Annotated in this window: 9 protein-coding genes and 1 other RNA gene; 8 read left to right on the top strand and 2 right to left on the bottom strand. The window is 35.7% G+C overall.

The window, feature by feature from the left end; translation table 11 throughout:
- Nucleotides 1-87: 87 nt before the first annotated feature.
- From ACZ2G0_RS14010 to ACZ2G0_RS13975, 8 genes are all read left to right on the top strand, one after another.
- Nucleotides 88-1,062, top strand: coding sequence for an aldose epimerase family protein (locus tag ACZ2G0_RS14010; RefSeq protein WP_470308141.1), 975 nt, complete (start codon nt 88-90; stop codon nt 1,060-1,062).
- A gap of 409 nt (nt 1,063-1,471) precedes the next feature.
- The gene (gene bglX, locus ACZ2G0_RS14005) at nt 1,472-3,754 is read left to right on the top strand and encodes a beta-glucosidase BglX (protein ID WP_470308140.1); all 2,283 of its coding nucleotides are present in this window, start codon (nt 1,472-1,474) and stop codon (nt 3,752-3,754) included.
- A gap of 229 nt (nt 3,755-3,983) precedes the next feature.
- Nucleotides 3,984-8,111 carry a hybrid sensor histidine kinase/response regulator transcription factor gene (locus ACZ2G0_RS14000; RefSeq protein ID WP_470308139.1) on the top strand — a complete coding sequence of 1,376 codons (4,128 nt, stop codon included), beginning with the start codon at nt 3,984-3,986 and terminating at the stop codon, nt 8,109-8,111.
- A 401-nt stretch (nt 8,112-8,512) separates the two neighbouring features.
- Nucleotides 8,513-11,611, top strand: a complete 3,099-nt coding sequence (locus ACZ2G0_RS13995) for a SusC/RagA family TonB-linked outer membrane protein (RefSeq protein WP_470308138.1) — start codon at nt 8,513-8,515, stop codon at nt 11,609-11,611.
- Between the two features lie 43 nt (nt 11,612-11,654).
- Nucleotides 11,655-13,178, top strand: a complete 1,524-nt coding sequence (locus tag ACZ2G0_RS13990) for a RagB/SusD family nutrient uptake outer membrane protein (RefSeq protein ID WP_470308137.1) — start codon at nt 11,655-11,657, stop codon at nt 13,176-13,178.
- A 10-nt stretch (nt 13,179-13,188) separates the two neighbouring features.
- On the top strand, nt 13,189-14,310 hold the full coding sequence (locus tag ACZ2G0_RS13985) for a hypothetical protein (protein WP_470308136.1): 1,122 nt from the start codon (nt 13,189-13,191) through the stop codon (nt 14,308-14,310).
- Nucleotides 14,311-14,424: 114 nt separating this feature from the next.
- The gene (locus ACZ2G0_RS13980) at nt 14,425-15,825 is read left to right on the top strand and encodes an endo-1,4-beta-xylanase (RefSeq protein WP_470308135.1); all 1,401 of its coding nucleotides are present in this window, start codon (nt 14,425-14,427) and stop codon (nt 15,823-15,825) included.
- 76 nt (nt 15,826-15,901) lie between these two features.
- The gene (locus ACZ2G0_RS13975; protein ID WP_470308134.1) at nt 15,902-18,532 is read left to right on the top strand and encodes a glycoside hydrolase family 3 C-terminal domain-containing protein; all 2,631 of its coding nucleotides are present in this window, start codon (nt 15,902-15,904) and stop codon (nt 18,530-18,532) included.
- Between the two features lie 182 nt (nt 18,533-18,714).
- Here ACZ2G0_RS13975 and ssrA read toward each other — a convergent pair.
- Nucleotides 18,715-19,111, bottom strand: a transfer-messenger RNA (tmRNA) gene (ssrA, locus tag ACZ2G0_RS13970).
- A 95-nt stretch (nt 19,112-19,206) separates the two neighbouring features.
- Nucleotides 19,207-20,424, bottom strand: a complete 1,218-nt coding sequence (locus ACZ2G0_RS13965; protein ID WP_470308133.1) for a serine hydrolase domain-containing protein — start codon at nt 20,422-20,424, stop codon at nt 19,207-19,209.
- Nucleotides 20,425-20,599: the final 175 nt, after the last annotated feature.

Here is a 20,599-nt window from a genome sequence, read left to right as displayed (position 1 = left end):
AACTGTTTTTTAGTTAATTAAGAAACAGAACAAAAATAGAACCTACGATTAAAGCAACTATGCCTAGCACAAAAAAAACAGACTATGATGGCTTCTGCAGAATTATATACAATCAAGAATAACATAGGAATGGAACTTGAAGTTTCAAATTATGGCGCGACAATTTGTAGTTTGAAAGTCCTAGATAAAAGGGGGATTCCAACCAATGTTGTGGTGGGTTTGGATCAAATGGAGGACTATTTTGATAGCGCTTATGCTGAGGCAAATTTGTATTTAGGCAGTAGTATTGGTAGGTACGCAGGGCGCATCTCTAAGGGTGGTTTTACGATTGAAAATGAAAGTTATAGTGTAGAAAATACAGATGGAGTTCATTTACATGGCGGTATAGGTTTTGATAAAAAGTTATGGGCCTTAAAAAACAAAACGGCTAATTCATTAATTTTAACCTACACAAGCCCACATCTTGAACAAGGTTACCCCGGCGCTCTTTCAGTTGAGGTACTATTTGAATTAAATGATGAGAATTGCTTTACGGTAGTTTATTCAGCAACTACAACTCAAGCTAGTCCGGTTAATTTAACGTGTCATCCTTACATTAACCTCAATGGGCATGGGACAATTTTAGAACATGAATTATGGATCAATAGTTCCCATCATTTAGAAGTAGATGAGAAACTATTACCAACTGGCACTATTTTAAATTCTACAAACACAGCATTTGATTATTCGAAAGCCTCAACCGTAAACAAGTCAAATTTCACTGGTTTAGACGATACTTTTGTTATGAACGAGGGCAATTTAAAGGCGAGACTAAGCGCGCCACTATCGGGAATAACAATGGCGGTATATCACAATCAGCCAGGAATGGTCCTTTATACTCCTAAGGAATTTCCGGAACTAAAGTTTAAAAATAAATTAGGATTAGGCCCTTTTCCTGCTATTTGTTTCGAACCTCAAAATTTTCCTGATGCACCCAATACTAGTACTTTTCCAAATTCAATTTTGCATCCTAATGCGGTTTACAAGAACAAAATTGTTTTTCAATTTGATGTAGTCCATTAGGATAGTAGGAGCTGAAACAATTTGTGGTAGTATGAATACGTTTCTACATAGAAACGTATGTCTTTTTAATTTTAAGGATAAACGATCTAGTTTTACATCAATTGTTGCTAAATATGCTTCAAATGTGGTTGTTGGTATCTGCTCCTCAGCCTTATATTTACCACCATGTATTTGTGTTTTTACTAAAAATTTGCTTTTATAATTATGATTTTATAAAATTTTTATATTTTTTACTGCGGATAGTGTTTTTACTAATAGGAAACTACAGTGCAACAAGTAAATTATAGTCAAAATAGCAATACATGTTGCATTTTTAGCTTCTTACGAGGGAGAAGTCCAGAGTTAGTAGGGTTTAATGGTAACTGATTTGATTTTAAAACTAAAGAATAATAAACTAAACTATAAACGAATGAATAAGCAAGTTCATACACTTGCGTTTGCCATGCTTTTTGTCTTGTCAAACGGAATTGCACAATCGAAAAAACATTTGGACACATCCAAACCAATTGAAGAGCGTATTACGCTTTTAATGAAAGAAATGACCTTAGAAGAAAAAGTAGGTCAAATGAATCAGTACAATGGTTCGTGGGATTTTACAGGTCCAAAACCGGTAGGCGGCTCTGAGGAAGAAAAATACATTCATATTAAAAATGGTTGGGTAGGTTCTCTTTTAAGCGTGCGTGGAGTTAAAGAAGTACGTGCAGTTCAAAAGATTGCAGTTGAAGAAACTCGCTTAGGGATACCTTTGCTTTTTGGTTTTGATGTAATTCATGGTTATAAAACATTAAGCCCAATTCCGCTGGCCGAGGCCGCAAGTTGGGACTTGTTAGCGATAAAAAACTCAGCTCGTGTTGCTGCTGATGAAGCAGCATCGTCCGGATTAAACTGGACTTTCGGCCCTAATGTAGACATTGCAAATGATGCACGATGGGGACGTGTAATGGAAGGTGCTGGAGAAGATCCCTACCTAGGAAGTGAAATCGCAACTGCCAGAGTAAAAGGTTTTCAAGGTGATCGATTGGACGATTTTACAACCATTGCTGCCTGTGCTAAACACTTTGCTGCCTACGGATTTGTAGAAGCTGGAAAAGAGTATAACATTGTCGATATGAGTAATTCTAAATTGTACAATTCGGTTTTACCACCTTTTAAAGCGGCTGTGGATGCAGGTGTACGTACTTTTATGAATTCATTTAATACCTTAAACGGAGTTCCAGCAACTGGAAACAGCTTTTTACAAAGAGATATTTTGAAAGGTGCATGGGGTTTTAAAGGTTTTGTAGTTTCGGACTGGGCTTCCATTGCTGAAATGGTTACACACGGATATGCTGCAGATGGAGCAGATGCTGCCAAAAAAGCGGCGATCGCAGGATCTGATATGGATATGGAATCACATATTTATGTGACGGAGTTGGTTTCTTTAGTAAAAAAAGGATTGGTAAAAGAGTCTGTAATTGACGATGCTACACGTCGCATCCTACGTGTAAAATTCGAATTGGGTTTGTTTGATGATCCTTATAAATATTGTGACGAAGCACGTGAGAAAGCAAGTATTGGAAATAAAGCACACAATGATGATGTCTTGGATATGGCAAAGAAGTCAATTGTTTTGCTTAAAAACGATAAAAATCTATTGCCATTGAAGAAATCAGGAGTAAAGATTGCTTTGATTGGTGCATTGGCTAGTGATAAAAATAGTCCTTTAGGTAGTTGGCGAATAGCGGCAGATGACGATACGGCTGTATCTGTACTTGAAGGAATGCAACAGTACAAAAACAATAGTTTGGTTTATGCTAAAGGAACAGAAGTTTCTACTAACAAGCAAGTTTTTGTAAACGAAGTCGAAATAAATTCTACTGACTTTTCTGGATTTGAAGCAGCAAAAAAAGCAGCAAAAGAAGCAGAGGTCGTGGTGATGGTTTTGGGAGAAATTGGTTTTCAAAGTGGTGAAGGTCGTAGTAGAACAGAACTTGGTTTGCCAGGGAACCAACAACAATTATTAGAGGAGGTTTACAAAGTGAATCCTAATATCGTATTAGTTTTAAACAATGGACGTCCTTTATCTATTCCTTGGGCAGCTGAAAACATACCAGCTATTGTTGAAGGATGGCAATTAGGAACACAATCGGGTAATGCGATTGCACAAGTGCTTTATGGAGATTACAATCCAAGTGGAAAATTACCGATGTCTTTCCCTAGAAACGTAGGACAGTGTCCTATCTACTACAATTCATACAGCACAGGTAGACCAGTAGATAAGGATAAAAATGTTTTTTGGTCCCATTATAGTGATGTCGAAAAAACACCTTTATATCCTTTTGGTTTCGGTTTGAGTTATACCTCATTCGAATATAAAAACTTGAAAATGAACAACAGTTCATATAAAAAAGGAGACAAGATTGAATTGTCAGTTGAGGTAACTAATACCGGTAGTGTTGACGGAAAGGAAGTAGTTCAGTTGTATATTAATGATGTTGCGGCGAGCATTGTTCGACCAGTAAAAGAATTAAAAGGGTTTGAATTAGTAGCTTTGAAAAAAGGAGAAACCAAAACGGTAAAATTCACATTAACAGAACAAGAATTAGGATTCTATGACAACCAAGGAAACTATTTAGTTGAACCCGGAGTATTTAATGTAATGATCGGATGGAATTCTAACGAGGGACTTACAAATAAATTTGAACTAAAATAGTAGTTAGAAAAGCACTTTGAACCGCTTATGGTTTTCAAAGTAGCTTGCCTACTACTGCAAATTATAACCTGGGCGCGATTATTTGTAATGTAAATAATCGAGCTCAGGTTTTTGACTTAAATGTAGATTTGGTATTTATTTTTAAACGAATTACTGTTTTTATATACAATATCGTTTTGCATCTTTTATTATTGTTATTTTCGAACAAAATTTAGACACTTACCTACCTATGACCAATAAATTACATTACGCTATTTGTACGCTATTTTTATTTGTCTCTGCATTAGTAGCCTCACAAAATAAATTTGAAAATTATCAATTTCAAAGTATCCCCGAGGCTAATTCGCAAAGGGCTATTTCATCTATTAATCAAGATGAAAATGGTTTCATTTGGGTGGGGACGAATGGTGCTGGATTATATCGTTACGACGGTGTGCATTATTACGGCTACGAATACAGTGCAAAAGTAAACGGGACAATCAATAGCAATTTAATTTATGCGACCTATGTTGATCGTAATAATAAATTATGGATCGGTACTGATGAGGGTTTATGCCTATACAATCGAGACCTGGATAATTTCACTAAAATAAATATTCAGGACGCTGTGGCAAAAGACTATGATGAGCCTATATCAGTCAAAACTATTGTGGAGGATAACCACGGAAATTTGATTTTAGGGACCTACGGTTTTGGTGTTTTTAAGTTAAATACTAAAACACTGCAAGTGGGTATCCTTAATTCAAGATTGCTAAAACAAAAAAATCTCCAAGTCAATTATTCTATAAAAAACAAGCAAGGAACAATATTTTTAGGTACTGGATTTGGCCTTTATTCCATTGATTCAAGCGGGAACGTAGCACAAGTCTACAAAGATAAGTTCAAAAAAGAGCCTATCAATTTCGAAATTGAAACATTGGCCTTGGATAGTTATGGTATGTTATGGGTGGGTACAACAAATCAAGGTTTGTTAAAAATTCAAACCGACATGGATAACTTTCATTACGATAACTATCTTGTTAGTAAAAATAAGATACTCTCCCTGATACAAAGTAAAAACGGAGATATGGTTTGTGGTACTGAAAATGACGGGCTACTTATCGTTAATCACAAAGGGCAAGTTGTAAAGCAATACTTGTATAGTAAATACAATAATTTCAGTCTCAAATCCAATTCTGTTTGGTCTTTGTACCAAGATAAAGAAAACCGACTGTGGTTGGGGTACTACAACAAGGGCTTAGGTGTTTTTGCTAAGCCAAACAATAAATTTAAAGCAGTTGAATCACTCTTAAATAATGAAAACTCATTACAAACTAGTTTTGTAACGGCAGTTGTGCGTGATAAAAGCGGAAAATTAATTATTAGTACAGAAGGAGGCGGTTTGGATATTTATGATCCAGCGACAAAAAAAATGATTCATGTTAACCAAAAAAACCAAAGCTATTATTCCGGATTATCTTCAGAGGATATACAGACTGTTTTCATAGATAGTAAACAAAATATTTGGGTTGGTAGTTGGAGCGGTGGGATCTATTTGCTAAAAAGCGGAAGCACTCGATTTATAAATTACAATACATCCAATACAGCAACATTGCGGTCCAATCGAGTATTTAGTTTCTCTGAAGACGCCTCTGGACGTATATGGATTGGAACTTTTATCAAAGGATTGCATTATTACGATCCTACCAATAATAGCTTCGTACATTGCGATACTAAACCATTTGTAGCCAGTGGACTTGATGTAGCTTACGTTCGAAAAGTATTTGTTGATTCAGATAACGATGTTTGGGTGGGTACTATTTTAGGATTATATAAAGTTCATGTTGAGAAACAAAATAGTTTTGTGGTTACATCCATGCGTGAGGCTATGATTAAGAATAGGACTAAACACAATAGTATTCAAACTATATTATCAGTGTATGAATCACGTGATAGAACGATTTGGATTGGTACCGATGGTGGTGGCTTGTTTAGTTACAATAAGAAATCCAAGTTGTTTTCCAACTACGATGATTTTCCAGGTTTTAAAGAGCGATCTGTACGTGCTATCATCGCTGATAATAGCGGTTGTTTGTGGGTAAGTGGTGGTATGGGCTTGACGAAACTCGATTTTAAAAATAAAAAAAGCACTAATTTTAACAAGGACGATGGTTTGATCGTTAACGAATTTAATAATAACGCAGTATTCAAAGACGATAGCGGACAGTTATATTTTGGAGGGTATGAAGGGATGAATTACTTTAAGCCCGAGCAAATTAAAAAAACGGATATATCGCCAACTTTGTATCTTAGTGACTTTCGAATTTTTAATAAATCGATTAATCCAAATGATGAGGATTCCCCTTTGTCGAAAGTGATCTCCCGTACCAAGGAAGTGATTCTTAACTACACGCAGTCAGTTTTTTCGATTGAATACGTGGGTATCAACTATAACTTTTTAAAGAAAAATCAATATGCTTATTACCTAGAAGGTTTTGAAAAAGACTGGAATTATGTCGGTAGCAATCGAGTGGCAACCTATACCAACTTAGCAGCTGGCACCTATGTTTTCAGGGTAAAAGCGGCCGATGCTGATGGATCGTGGTCAAAAAAACCTTTGGAATTAAAAATCAAAATATTGCCACCTTGGTGGAAAACAATGTGGGCTTACCTAATCTACTTTTCGATCATCGTGGGCATTGTTATCTATCTCAATAAAATTTACCAAAACCGATTCAAAGCCAAGCAAGCGATTGTATTCGAAAAAGAAAAAATCCAACAGTTAGAAAAATTAAACACTAAAAAACTACAATTTTTCACTAATATCTCGCATGAATTTAGAACGCCATTGACCTTAATTATTAATCCGTTAGAGGATTTGTTACGAACAAAAAAGTTACCTCCTGAGATTCACAGCAAGTTGGTTACCATCCATAAAAGTTCCGATCGACTTTCGAGATTGATTAATGAGCTGATGGATTTTAACAAGTTTCAATTCAATAAAGTGTTCTTACAAGTCAAGAAAATCGAACTCGTTGCTTTTACTGAAGAGGTAATTAGCTATTTTGATGAAGAGGCGATTGCTCGCAATATTACTATCGAATTTCATCCTTCTGTAGAGCGATTAGTCGATTGGTTGGATCCAAAAATGGTAGAGAAAATTATCTTTAATATTCTATCTAATGCTTTTAAATTCACACCCGATGATGGTTTTATCCGAATCGCAATAGATAAAGTAGAACCCGAAAACTTTTTGATTATTGATGGTGAAAAGGTACCCACTATTGCAATAACGATTAAAGATACAGGTTCAGGTATTCAGAAAAAAGATCTTAACAGAATCTTTGATCGCTTTTATCAAGTTAATAGCTTGAACAAAGTGTATTACGGCAGTACAGGTATTGGCTTAGAAGTTGTAAAAGAATTTGTAGAATTGCACAAAGGGTCTATTACTGTAGAAAGTCAAGTAGGTGAGGGGACGCAATTTACAGTTTGTTTTCCTTTAGGGAATTCTTTTTATTCCGATGCAGAGATAGTGGACGAAACCTATGTGATCGAAAAGCAAGCTTCAAAAAGGATATTAGCACCACTGACAAGTGATGAGGATGAGGAGAATGAAGAAGAAGAGATAGTAGAGAAAGTGTATACGGTTTTAGTAGTAGAGGATAATGCAGAGTTGCGAAATTATTTAAAACAAGAGTTAAGTAAAACCTATAAAGTGCTCGTGGCTTTAAATGGAAAAAAAGGATATGAAATAGCTGTTGAAAAACTTCCTGATTTAATCGTTACAGATGTTATAATGCCCGTAATGGATGGATTACAATTGTGTAAAAAGATTAAAGGGGATCTTAAAACAAGTCATATTCCGCTTTTGATGCTATCAGCAAAAGCAATGGTAAAAGACCGTTTAGAAGGTATTGACTCTGGAGCTGATTTGTATTTAAGTAAACCGTTTGAGATGGATATTTTGAAGTCAAGCCTTGCACAATTGATAACCAGTAGGCAAATCATGTTTAAAAAATTCTATAGCGGAATTACAAATAAAGGAAAGGAAAAAACGACCACATTGGATAATGAGTTTATTCAAAAGACATTGCAAATCATAACGGAGAACTTAAGTGATTCTCAGTTAAGCGTGGAGTTTTTATCGGCTAAATTATTCTTAAGTCGCAGTCAGCTGTATCGAAAAATAAAAACATTAACAGGAGTTTCAGTAAACGAATTTATCAGAAACGTGCGCTTAGAAAAAGCCAAAGAAATTATGACTAAGGGCTATTCGAGCGTTAGTGAAGTAAGTTATACAGTAGGTTTTACCTCACCATCCTATTTCACCAAATGTTATAAAATAAAATACGGCGATTTTCCTAAAAGGAGCTAAAAACACTCCAATCGTACCGATAGTAAAAAGGGTTTTAAATTTAATTTTAAACCCTTTTACTTTATATAAATATTACGAATCATTATAATTTAAGCCTGATAAAGTAAGGGTAATGAAAAAATAACACTCTTTTTTTTTCATAATGCTAATTTTAGCACTTTATTATCGAATATTATTGTCTTTCAGGTGCTTATCTTTTTGTTTTGAGCTGTTTATGCATCAAATGATTGTAAAAATGCATCATTTGTTGTTGTTTGAGGTATGGGTTTACAGTAATTTGCTTAAGAAATAAGTAGGATACTGTGTGCAGGCATCAGGTGTGTTTTAGCCTTGCAACCGCACAGTGAAAATTAATTCAAAACCAAACTAAAATAAACAGTAATCAAAAAGTAACCAATTTTATGAATCAAAAATTATTTAAAAAATTAGTACTACTAATTGTAATAATGTCTGGAAACTTGTTTTTCGCACAAACTATTAAGGGGGTAGTAACAGCGAATGGAACCACTTTACCAGGAGTGAGCGTTTTTGTTGAAGGAAGCAAGAACGGAACAAGTACTGACGCCAATGGAGCATTTGAATTAAATAATGTGGCCCTTAAAAGCACGCTAGTATTTAGTTATGTGGGATACAAGAATGTTGCCGTTAAAGCTAGTGCAACTATGAATGTGGTAATGGTTAGCGAATCTCAAAATTTAGAGGAAGTAGTTGTAATTGGATACGGAACATCGAAAAAGAAAGATGTGAATGGTGCCATTAGTTCTATTAAAGCTTCTGAGATAAAAGATAAGCCATTTACTTCAATCGATCAAGCATTAATTGGAAAAGCAGCAGGGGTAAATGTTACGCAAAACTCGGGTACACCAGGTGGTGGAATCTCTGTTCAAATTCGTGGAATCACTTCTATTAATGGAAATGAGCCTTTGTATGTAATTGACGGAACACCGGTATTTGCAGATAGAAACAATGACTCGTTTTCGTTTAGTGCATTGGGAGGTGGAAGTGGGCAAACGAAAAACTCTGCCTTATCTAATTTAAATATCGCCGATGTTGAAACGATAGATATCTTAAAAGATGCTTCGGCTACTGCTATTTACGGTGCCAATGGTGCCAATGGTGTTGTATTGATCACTACGAAAAAAGGAAAAAGAGGAAAATCGATCATTAGCTATGAATCTTACATTGCTTCTCAAGAAGCGTCGAAGTTTGTAGATGTTTTAAATTTGCCTGATTATGCTAGATATCAAGCTAAAATTTATCAATTAAACGGAGAACCAGTTCCGTTTCAATATCAAAGTCCTAGTCTTTTGGGTCAAGGAACAAATTGGCAAGATGCTCTTTTTAGAAAAGCGGCTATGTACAATCATCAATTATCGTTTTCAGGAGAAAAGGATGGAACAAGATATTATACCTCATTAAATTACTTTAACCAAGAAGGGATAGTCTTGAATTCTGATTTCAACAGATTGTCTATGCGTTTAAATGTAGACTCGAATGTAAAGTCTTGGTTGAAAATAGGAAACAACATGTCTATCAGTAAATCATCGCAACAAGTAGTTAGAAACGATGATAGAGGTGGTCTAGTAATGAATACGTTGAGACAGTCTCCTGAGTTACCGGTTCGATTTCCTGATGGTTCTTTTGCTGGACCAACAGGTAATGTAGGTTCATCGGCTAACGAAGCTACTAATCCAATTGCGTTATCACAATACAATAATGCTACTACTGAAAGATATAAAATAAACGGTAACATGTTTGCAGACTTTACACTGCTTAAAGGTTTAGTTTTCAGATCAGAAGTGGGTTATGACTTAAATTTTGGAAAAAATAGTGCCTTTGTACCTAAGTATACGCTTGGAAATGTAACAGAGTTGCTAAACAAATCCTTCAAACAACAAGATCAAAGTTATTATTGGAACGTAAAAAACTACGTAACGTATAATAAAACAATTAAGGATAACCATAATTTTACTGTTTTGTTAGGTCAAGAGGCTCAAGAAAGTAGGTACGAATATCTAAGCGGTTATAGAACTGGAGCTTTCTTAAACTCTGATTTCACTAATTTAGATTTGGGAGATATTGACACAGCATTAAATGGTAATGGTTCAGGTCGCTGGTCTATGGAATCGTACATATCACGATTAAATTATAGCTTTTCAAATAAGTACTCTTTTTCAGCTTCATTACGAGCAGATGCTTCTTCTAATTTTGGCCCTAACAATAAGTGGGGTTACTTTCCTTCATTCTCAGGAGGTTGGACAGTAAGTAATGAAGAGTTTTTTGAGCCGTTGGCAAAAACAGTAAACTATTTAAAAGTAAGACTAGGATACGGTGCAGTTGGAAACCAAAATATTCCAGCAAACAGGTACCAAACAATTTTGTCTCTATCTGCTTCACCATTTGGAGGTACTTCACCAACAATTGATAATTTAGGAAATCCAGACATCAAATGGGAATCATTAAAATCTTTGAACGCAGGATTTGAAGTTGGATTAGTTGACAACAAAGTTAAACTTGACTTTGACTATTACATCAAGAGATCATCAGATTTTTTAACGAAACAAATTAATGATGAGTCGAATCAAAGTGCCTTAAATTTCTTTTTGAATACAGGTGAAATAGTAACTAAAGGAGTTGATATTAGCTTAAACACTACTAATATTGAAACTACTGATTTTAGTTGGAACAGTTCAATAATATTCTCAAAGTATAATAATGAGCTTACTAGCTTTCAAGGCTTAGGTAAATCTTTACTAGGAAAAGTTCAATTCGACTTGTACACTATTACTAGAACAACTGAGGGTCAGCCCGTAGGTCAATTCTATGGGTATATCACCGATGGGATTTTTAGAAATGCCAAAGATTTGCAAGAAGGGCCTATACAAGAAGCTGGAACTGGGATAGGAGATATTCGATTTAAAGATCTTGATGGTGATGGAGAAATTACAGCTAGAGATCAAGCGCCTATTGGTAGTGCAATTCCTGATTTTACTTATGCCATTACAAACAACTTTAAATATAAGAATTTTAATCTTTCTGTTGTTTTACAAGGAAGTCAAGGAAACGAAATTTACAATTTTACCCGTCATTACATTGATGGTATTTATCCCGGTTTTGGAGATCGATATGGTAATGTAAGCACTCAAGTAAACAACGCTTTTGAGGTGGGTGTGAATGAAAACACGAATGTACCTCGAATTACACTTAATGACCCTAACGGAAATGGTAGGATTTCAGATCGTTTTGTTGAAGATGGCTCTTACTTAAGAATTCAAAATGTTTCTTTTGGATACGATCTACCTACTGAGATATTTGGTAAATCTATTTTTACTAAGGCTAAGATTTATTTAAATGTTCAAAACTTACACACCTTCACTAAATATTCTGGATTTGATCCTGCCTTAGGGAATTTAGATCAAAATGTAATTTTAAGTGGAATTGACTTAGGAAGGTACCCAGTTCCTAGAACAACATCAATAGGAGTTAATTTAGAATTTTAATAAAATAACCATAAAAAATGATTTTAACGTTAAAATAATAGTTATGAAAAAGCAATTTAACCACATTGTGATAGTATTACTGCTGGCAATAGTATCATTTACTTCTTGTACGAATGAGTTTTTAGATGCTCCGTCCGAGAATCAATTAACAGCCGCTGATTTACCGGAAGGAATCACTCCTTTTGATGGTATTGCTGAGAGCTTATATTTCAAGCCTTGGTTTACCTTTAATGACAAGTTTCTTATTGCGGTGGGAGACATGTATGCGGGAAATGCCTTTACCTTTGATGGAGCTTATTCTCAGTTTAAAGATGGACAAGTAACGTCACAAAATCCAATACTTACAGAGGGATATGTTTCTCTATTTTCAGTTGTTGATCAATCGAATAATTTAATGAAACTAGTCGAAGAGAGAAAAAGCGATTTACCGGAGGCTTCCTATAAAAATTCAATCGCCATTTCTCGATTCATGAGGGCGAACGCTTACTTTTATTTAGTCCGCACTTTTGGTGCAGTTCCAATCGTTGACAGAGCAGGAACAGCAGCGCAGCCAAAGAGGAATTTAGTAGCTGATGTTTACAAATTTATAAAGTTAGACTTGCAATATGCAATAGAGAACTTGCCAGAAACATCTGCTAAAAAAGGGTATGTAAACAAAACAGTCGCTATGGGAATCATGGCTAAAGTTCATTTGACTTTGAATGAATTTGTTGAATGTGCCGCTTTGACGCAACAAATTATGGGACGTCAATATTCATTAGTTCAAGATTACTCAACTTTGTTTAGTAGCCCTGAAAATAATAATAGTAGCGAGAGTATGTTTGCCTTACAGTGGAAAGCAATCGCAACACAATGGGGTACTCAAAATACAAATCAAGCCTATATTGTTCCTGCAAATTCAGGTATTACTGGTGGAGGAGATGGTTGGGGAGTATACTTGCCTTCGGTATCGTTAATTTCTAATTTTGAACCTAATGACGCTAGGAAAAAAAGTACGATCATGACCGATGGGGACTTTTATCCTGAATTACTAAAAAATAGTGGCGGATTCACCTACAAGAAAGTGTTGTCTTCTACGGGAGCTAATTTTAGAAAGTATATTGTAGGATCAGCAGCTGAAAGGAATGATGTGTTTTTTATGAGAACTTCGCAAAACACAAATATACTTCGATATGCTGATGTATTATTGATGCATGCCGAAGCGGTTTTAGCAGGAAACTCTTCTACCACTGTTGGATCAGCTTTAAATGCGTATAATGAAGTGAGAAAAAGAGCTGGTTTACCTACAAAAACAATACTTACAAGAGATGATTTGTTCAAGGAAAGAAGAATTGAATTTGCTCTTGAAGGACAGTACTTTTTTGATTTAAAACGTCGTGGATTAAGTGAAGCCTCTGCTATTGTTTCACAACAAGAAGTTGGTTTTTATTCTGATGATGCTAGAACTGATTTAATTTCTAGAAAAATCACACCAGGAGCTAACTATTTTGTTTTACCTCTTCCTCAATCGGCAATAGATACAAATCCTTCTTTGCTAGAAGCTCCAGTTCCTTATAACTTCAACTAATTCAAACACAATGATCAAAACAATTAAATATACCTTACTATCACTTTTTGCTTTTTCTGTTTTTACAAATTGTCAAAAAGACGATGTAGTCATAGCTGAAGTAGAGGCTATGGTTTCTGAGCCTGGAGATCTACTTAATCAAACCTTTCCTCTAAATAAAATTAGAGTAGAAGGAAACGGTTTGGAAGGCTTACAGAAAATTACACTAGACGATAAGATAAATGTGAGTTTCAACCCAACTTATAATTCTGATAAATCATTTATTTTCACGATTCCATTTGATGACAAATTAGGTAGTCGATTTGGAGTTCAACCGATAACATTTGTTACTGGAAAAGGATCAGTTACTAAGAATATCGAAATCTTGCAACCTGTTCCTACTATTGTAAAAACAAATCCAGCAGTTGCTAAACCAGGTTTCAGTTTGGAGATTGAGGGAACTTGGTTTTATAACGTTAGCGCAGTAAAGTTAGGTGGAACTTCGATACAATACGCAGTTGCTTCACCTAATACGATAATTATTAACCTACCTGCAAATGCAGTATCAGGCTCAGACCTTGCTATTACCACTCCAGGTGGAACCGTTAAAAAAACAATCCAATTCGAAACAGTCGTTCTTGTTGCTGATTTTGATGGGAACGGTGTGAGACCAGGTTCAGGATGGGGTGCTTATGGAGATGTTGCAACATTTAATGCAAGTACTGCTGGTGGGCCTACAGGCAACTTTGCTTCATTGTCTTGGACTGGTCCAGCAGTTAATTATTACAACGGTAGTAGCGGTGGAAATGGCGGTGGCAACGGAGTTAGTTTCTTACTTGCGACTAACAAGGATGCAAACAGAGCTTTCCTAGATATTAGCGTAAGTGCAGATGTTGTAGGTGCTCATTTTGCTATTCAATTAAATACAATTGATAACGAAAATTACGCCTATAATTTTAAAATTACCGATGTAAACTGGACAAATAAAACAATAAAAATTTCAGATTTCAAAGATAATTATGGATATGGTGGCAAAACAGCTGTGGGCTTAGATGCTTCTAAAATTAACGACATTAAAATTGGAGTTGTTCAAGGAGATACACCCACTCCTACCACTATTAAATTCGATAATATTAAAGTACGTTATCAGTAAGTAGCTTGACGGTAATGATTCTCTTCAATAGAATAGCAAGAAATGGAGCTAATTAGTTCCGATCCAAAAGTTGATCTACTGATTTGAAATAGTTTAGAAAAATAAAATAATTGTATGAAAAATAAATTTTTACTAGTTGTAACTAGCCTTTTCTTCTTCCTAAATTCCTGTGCTAAGGATGATAAATTAATGGAAGCAAATTTAAGTAACCCAATTGCAAATCCGGCAAAGGACATAACTGATGGTGGTTTTCGTGCCAAATGGAATTATGTTTCTACGGCGCCAAAATATCTTTTAGACGTATCAAAGTCGCCAAATTTCACTGATTTTGTTACCAACTATAATGCAAAGGTAATTACGGATCTTAATGAGTTGGTTGTAGGATTAACTGCAGGAACCCGTTATTACTACCGTGTTCGTGCTCAAAGAGATTTGATGATCTCAGGGTACTCCAATGTAATTACCGTGATCACAACAGGAACGAGTAGTACTCCAGAAGATCCCACTTTCTTGAAGGTTAAAGCAAATAAATTAGCCAATCCTTTTTTAATTGGAATGGCGATAAAGGCGAATCAGTTAAATGCGGGGAGCCAATACGACCTAATATTGAGAAATGAATTCAGTAGTATTTCAGCTGAGTACGAAATGAAAATGGATCAAATTTCGACAGCTAGTGGCGTGTACAACTGGACAGTTGCAGACAAAATTGTTGCTTACGGAAATACAAACGGAATCAATGTACACGGTCATGCACTTGTGTGGCATAACTCTGTTCCGTCATGGCTAGCAAATTATACTGGTACTGATGCGGCATTTGCTTTAGAAGTGAAAAAATACATTACTGATGTGGTAACACATTATAAAGGAAAAGTAAAATCATGGGATGTTGTCAACGAAGCTGTAGAAGATGATGGTACAATGCCTAATACCGTTTTCTTAAGAAGAATGGGACCTAATTACGTTAATGATTGTTTTAAATGGGCTCGTGAAGCAGCAGTTGCAGCAGCAGATACACAATTGTTGCTTTTTTATAATGATTATGCAACATCAGATAACATCAAAAAGCAAAATGCTGCCTATACAATAATTGATGGTTTGGTAGCAAATAAGTTGATTGACGGAGTTGGCTTTCAAATGCATAATACCATTTTTGCACCAAGTAAATCACAAATAGAAATAGATATCAATCGCGCCGTTTCAAAAGGACTTAAAATTCATATTTCGGAGTTAGACATGCAAGTAAATCCAGGTAATGCACCATCTAATTTAACGGCAACTTTTACCAATGAACTGCGATTTGCTCAAAAAGATAAATACCAAGAAATCGTAAAGATTTATAATGCACTTCCTGCAGCTAACAAATACGCTTTAACGGTATGGGGAATGAAGGACAATGAATCCTGGATTCCATTCAATGCTGAATTGAATCACCCTGGTAATGATTGGCCTTTATTGTATGATGCTAATTTTGGACTTAAAAGTGCTCATACTGGTTTTTTACTAGGTTTAGATTAATTAATTAAAAAAGATAAACAGCCTATTCATTAGGCTGTTTTAATTCCCCTTATATTTTAAATTCCCAATTATGATAATGAGAAAGAAGTTCGCTCTCGTATGTCTCTCTGTATTGGCATTTGCATGTCATAGTACTAAAGTAGCTGTTCACAAAGACGTAAATAAATCATTTGAAGAAAGAGCAAAATACATCGTTTCTCAAATGACATTAGAAGAAAAGGTATCTCAAATGAGTTATACCTCGCCAGCAATTGACCGTTTAGGTATCCCTGAGATGAACTGGTGGAACGAAGCTTTGCATGGGGTTGCAAGAGCAGGAACAGCGACCGTTTTTCCTCAAGGAATCGGGATGAGTGCGATGTGGGATCGTAGTCAAATGTTTCGAAATGCCAATGCAATTTCAGACGAAGCACGTGCAAAGCACCAAGAATTTGTGAGCCGTAATAAAAGAGGAATCTATCAAGGTCTGACTTTCTGGACACCCAATATCAATATTTTTAGAGATCCAAGATGGGGACGCGGAATGGAAACCTACGGAGAAGATCCTTATTTAACGGGTGAACTTGGTGTGCAATTTGTAAAAGGGTTACAAGGTGACGATCCAAAATATTTGAAACTGGTGGCTACTGCAAAACATTTTGTTGTACACAGTGGACCAGAAGGAGAACGTCATAGTTTCAATGTTAATCCAACCTCTTTTGACATGCTGAATACTTACAGTCCGCAATTCGAAAAAGTGATAAAAGAAGGACATGTATATTCTGTTATGTGTGCTTACAACAGTTTTGAAGGCTTGCCATGTTGCGGAAACAAACAGTTAAGTGATTTGTTGCGTGAAAAATGGGGTTTCAAAGGATATGTAGTTTCGGACTGTTGGGCTGTAAAAGACTTTTATGACAAAGGAGCTCACGAAGTGGTTTCTACCCGTGAAGAGGCAGCTGCCATGGCTGTAAAAGCAGGAACCGATTTGAACTGTGGCGATTCTTATCCTGCATTAGTAAAAGCGGTGGCGCAAAATTTAATCAGTGAGGCAGAACTTGCTGTTTCTCTGGAACGATTGGTTGTGGCTAGAATGCGATTGGGACTTTTTGCTCCAAAAGGTGCTGTAAAATTTGAAAGTATTCCGTTTAGCGTGGTGGATTCAGAAACCCATAGATTGTTAGCTTTAGAATCAGCTAGAAAGTCAATGGTTTTATTGAAAAACGAAAATAATGCGTTACCATTAAGCAAAAACCTTAAAAAAGTGGCTGTCATAGGACCAAATGCCAACGATATTGATGTGCTTTTGGGTAATTATAATGGGTATCCATCCAATGGAATTACGCCGTTTATGGGAATCAAAAACAAACTTCCAAATGCCGACGTTAAGTTTGCACAAGGTTGTAGTGTTGCTCAAGGTTTACCAAATTTAGAGGCTGTTCCTGCTTCGGTTTTATTTACAGATCAATCGCTAAAAGCCAATGGTCTGCAGGCAGAATATTTTTCGAATACAAACCTTGAAGGTACTCCTGTACACACACGTATTGACCAAAACATTGATTTTACTTGGAAAATTACTGCACCATTTACAGATATGGCTTATGATAAATATTCTGTACGTTGGACAGGATATATGTCGGTGCCAGAATCAGGACAATATGCTCTTGGTGGCGAAGCGTTCTCTGGAATGAAATTGTACTTAGACGGTAAATTAATTACAGAAAGAGAAGATGTTCACGAACCAAAAAAGATCTATGAATTTGTAACGCTTGAGGCTAAAAAAGTGTACCAAATCAAATTAGAATACAAGCAAGACAATACCGAGCGTGCTATTATGCGTTTCTTGTGGGACACACCATCAAACAGTCTAGAAGCTGAAGCAATAGCTTTGGCCAGAGAGTCGGATGTGGTTGTATTGTGCATGGGTTTAAGTCCAATGCTTGAAGGTGAGGAGATGAAAGTAAAAGTAGACGGATTCTCTGGTGGAGATCGTTTGGATATAAAATTACCAGCATCTCAAACCAATTTGATGAAAAAAATCAAAGAATTGGGCAAACCAATGGTCTTGGTGATGTTAAACGGTAGTGCCGTAGCGATCAATTGGGAGAACGATAATATTCCTGCAATCTTAGAAGCATGGTATCCAGGACAAGCGGGAGGAACTGCAATTGCTGATATTTTGTTTGGTGATTACAATCCTTCAGGACGTCTGCCTTTGACTTTCTATAGAGATATTAACGATATTCCTGCCTTTAACGATTATAGTATGAAAGGTAAAACATACCGTTATTTCCAAGGGAAACCATTGTATGATTTTGGTTTTGGATTGAGCTATACTACTTTCGAATATACTAATTTGAGTGTGCCAGTTGAGAATCCTACGACTAAAAATATTGATTTTACAGTAGATGTAACCAATACTGGTGCGGTAGCAGGTGATGAGGTGGTTGAGGTGTATTTTACAAATCCTCAAGGAGATCAATTGAGTACCATTCGTACATTGATCAATTTTGATCGCGTTGCTCTTAAAGCAGGTGAAACTAAAAAAGTATCGTTTTCAATTCAGCCAAAACAATTGGCGCAATTAAATGCGAACAATAGTTTTCAGCTTTCGGCAGGTACGGTCAACCTATCTGTTGGAGGTATGCAAGCAAGTCCGGAACGTTTGCAGGCTAAAAAAGTAATCGAAAAAAACATTAGAATAGTCGGTCAAACTGTAGTTTTTTAGACTCGATCGGAATAAATACTGTTGAACAGCTAGACTAGTTTGTTTTTATTTTTGAATAGTTATTAAAATGGCATTTGCAAAGAAATTTTGCAAATGCCATTTTTTTTAATTTTGCTCTTTATCGAGGGATACTTTCGTCTTTAAATAAAAAACCCTTGTAAATATTGCATTTACAAGGGTTTTTGTGGAGTCGCCGGGAATCGAACCCGGGTCCAAACAAGCAACTAAAGAGCTTTCTACACGTTTATTTCCTGATTAGATTTTCGATAGTGAGCTAGGCCAGAAACAGCCACACACTACTTATCTTCTTAATTTTGAAATCCACCCGAAGCTTATGGAAATCTAGGTTTATTTTTACGGTTCCCCTGAATAGAACGCCACAAACCAAGGCTTTCAAGGAGAATCCAGCTTTCCTATCTGATAGGAACGTGGCGTAATCGTACTATAATTCGGATTATGCAGCTAAAGCGTAGTTATTTTCGCCGTGTAAAATTGTAAGATCTTATATTTACGAGCAAGGTCTCAATGCTCGACGTGCTTACTGTTCAATTCGACTTGCTGTCAAAACCAGTCGACCCCAAATTTATTCAAAACTGATAAAAAATTTTGAGTGTGCAAAAATACAATTTTTAACTTGAATATTTGCAATTTATCTACTAAACCAATTACAAATATTATTCCGCTTTCTCGTCGTCCTCTAATTTAAAAGGATAATCGCCAAATAACTTCGATAGCTTACGCACTTGATAGGTCTTGGTGGTAAACTTATTAGATAAGGCAATTATAGTAACTTTCTCTTTTTGTAATGTTATATAGGAGGAAGTATTTCCGTGCCACCAGCCATTGTGAAAATAGAAATTTTGACCCGTTTTCCAATTGATAATTCGGATTCCTAGACCATAATTTTTTTCACCTGGATGCTCATTGCTGTATCCAGTATACACTAATTTTAAAAGTTTCGGATTCAAAAAATCAGGGGCATTGCGCGCTAGATCAAATTTTAATAAATCACGTGGCGTAGAATAAATGTTTTTATCGCCATACACCGCGTCTAGGTAGTCCTTGCCAATTTCTACTTTATTTCCTTTATAGGAGGTAACTGCCGTATCTTTATCGGTTTCGTAGTCAAAAACATAGGTGTTTTTCATCTCTAAAGGCTTGAATATCATGCGTTCCATTGCCTTTTTATAACTCATATTCGTTACCTTTTCTATAATAAGTGCTAACATGGCGTAATTAGTATTGCAATAACTAAAGCGCGTGTCAGTCTTAAATTCAAGACCAATGTTTTTAGTAGCCATTAATTCCAATATATCCTGATTGGTTAAGATTTTGTGTCTGTCCCAAATACCATCTTTTTTATCTGTAAAATAGGCATAATTACGCATCCCTGATCGGTGGTTCAAAAGTGTTTTAATCGTGACCTCAGGGTAAGGAAAGGTTTTTAAAATGGTATTTACCTTTTGATCTAATTTTATTTTATCAGCATCGATTAATTTTAAAATCGCTGTTGCGGTAATTACTTTACTAACTGAAGCAAGATGAAGTGGAGTAGTAGCGGTAATAGGTGTTTTATCTCTAAAATTAGCCATTCCTTCGTAATTCTCATAAATAATTTGGCCGTTTTTCGCAACCAAGAGACTGCCATTCATGCTGTTGTTAGGCCACGTTTTATTATAAAAATGGGTAATTGCATTTTTTTTAGTGCGCACATAATTAGCATCTAATTGCGCTTGTTTTTGAACCGCCTCCTCTAAATGTGGCATCGTATCTTGAGGCGCGTCTGAAGAAGTACCTGATTTATCATTATTATTGTCTTTGCAGGAGCCTAAAACTAAAAGTAGTAGTAGTAATTGTAGTATATTTGCCTTTTTTCTTAAAATCATCGTCATTGTGCTAGATTGGCAAATATATAGAATCAATCGGTTTTGGTATTGATTTTCAAAAATGTTAACAGTATTTTGTCAAGCACAGCCTGAAATTTGTATCATTTTGTTTATCAGTCGGTACCCATTTTTAAAAGACGATTTTTAATAAAAAAGGACTATAAAAAGGCTTAATTTGTTA

It is taken from the genome of Flavobacterium sp. KKT103, from assembly GCF_055640565.1.
This window is presented reverse-complemented; position numbering and strand designations above follow the sequence as displayed.

Coding starts and splice junctions, on each gene's coding strand:
- ACZ2G0_RS14010 (WP_470308141.1), top strand. CDS start 88: ATGGCTTCTGCAGAATTATATACAATCAAGAATAACATAGGAATGGAA.
- ACZ2G0_RS13985 (WP_470308136.1), top strand. CDS start 13,189: ATGATCAAAACAATTAAATATACCTTACTATCACTTTTTGCTTTTTCT.
- ACZ2G0_RS13990 (WP_470308137.1), top strand. CDS start 11,655: ATGAAAAAGCAATTTAACCACATTGTGATAGTATTACTGCTGGCAATA.
- ACZ2G0_RS13995 (WP_470308138.1), top strand. CDS start 8,513: ATGAATCAAAAATTATTTAAAAAATTAGTACTACTAATTGTAATAATG.
- bglX (WP_470308140.1), top strand. CDS start 1,472: ATGAATAAGCAAGTTCATACACTTGCGTTTGCCATGCTTTTTGTCTTG.
- ACZ2G0_RS13965 (WP_470308133.1), bottom strand. CDS start 20,424: ATGACGATGATTTTAAGAAAAAAGGCAAATATACTACAATTACTACTA.
- ACZ2G0_RS13980 (WP_470308135.1), top strand. CDS start 14,425: ATGAAAAATAAATTTTTACTAGTTGTAACTAGCCTTTTCTTCTTCCTA.
- ACZ2G0_RS13975 (WP_470308134.1), top strand. CDS start 15,902: ATGAGAAAGAAGTTCGCTCTCGTATGTCTCTCTGTATTGGCATTTGCA.
- ACZ2G0_RS14000 (WP_470308139.1), top strand. CDS start 3,984: ATGACCAATAAATTACATTACGCTATTTGTACGCTATTTTTATTTGTC.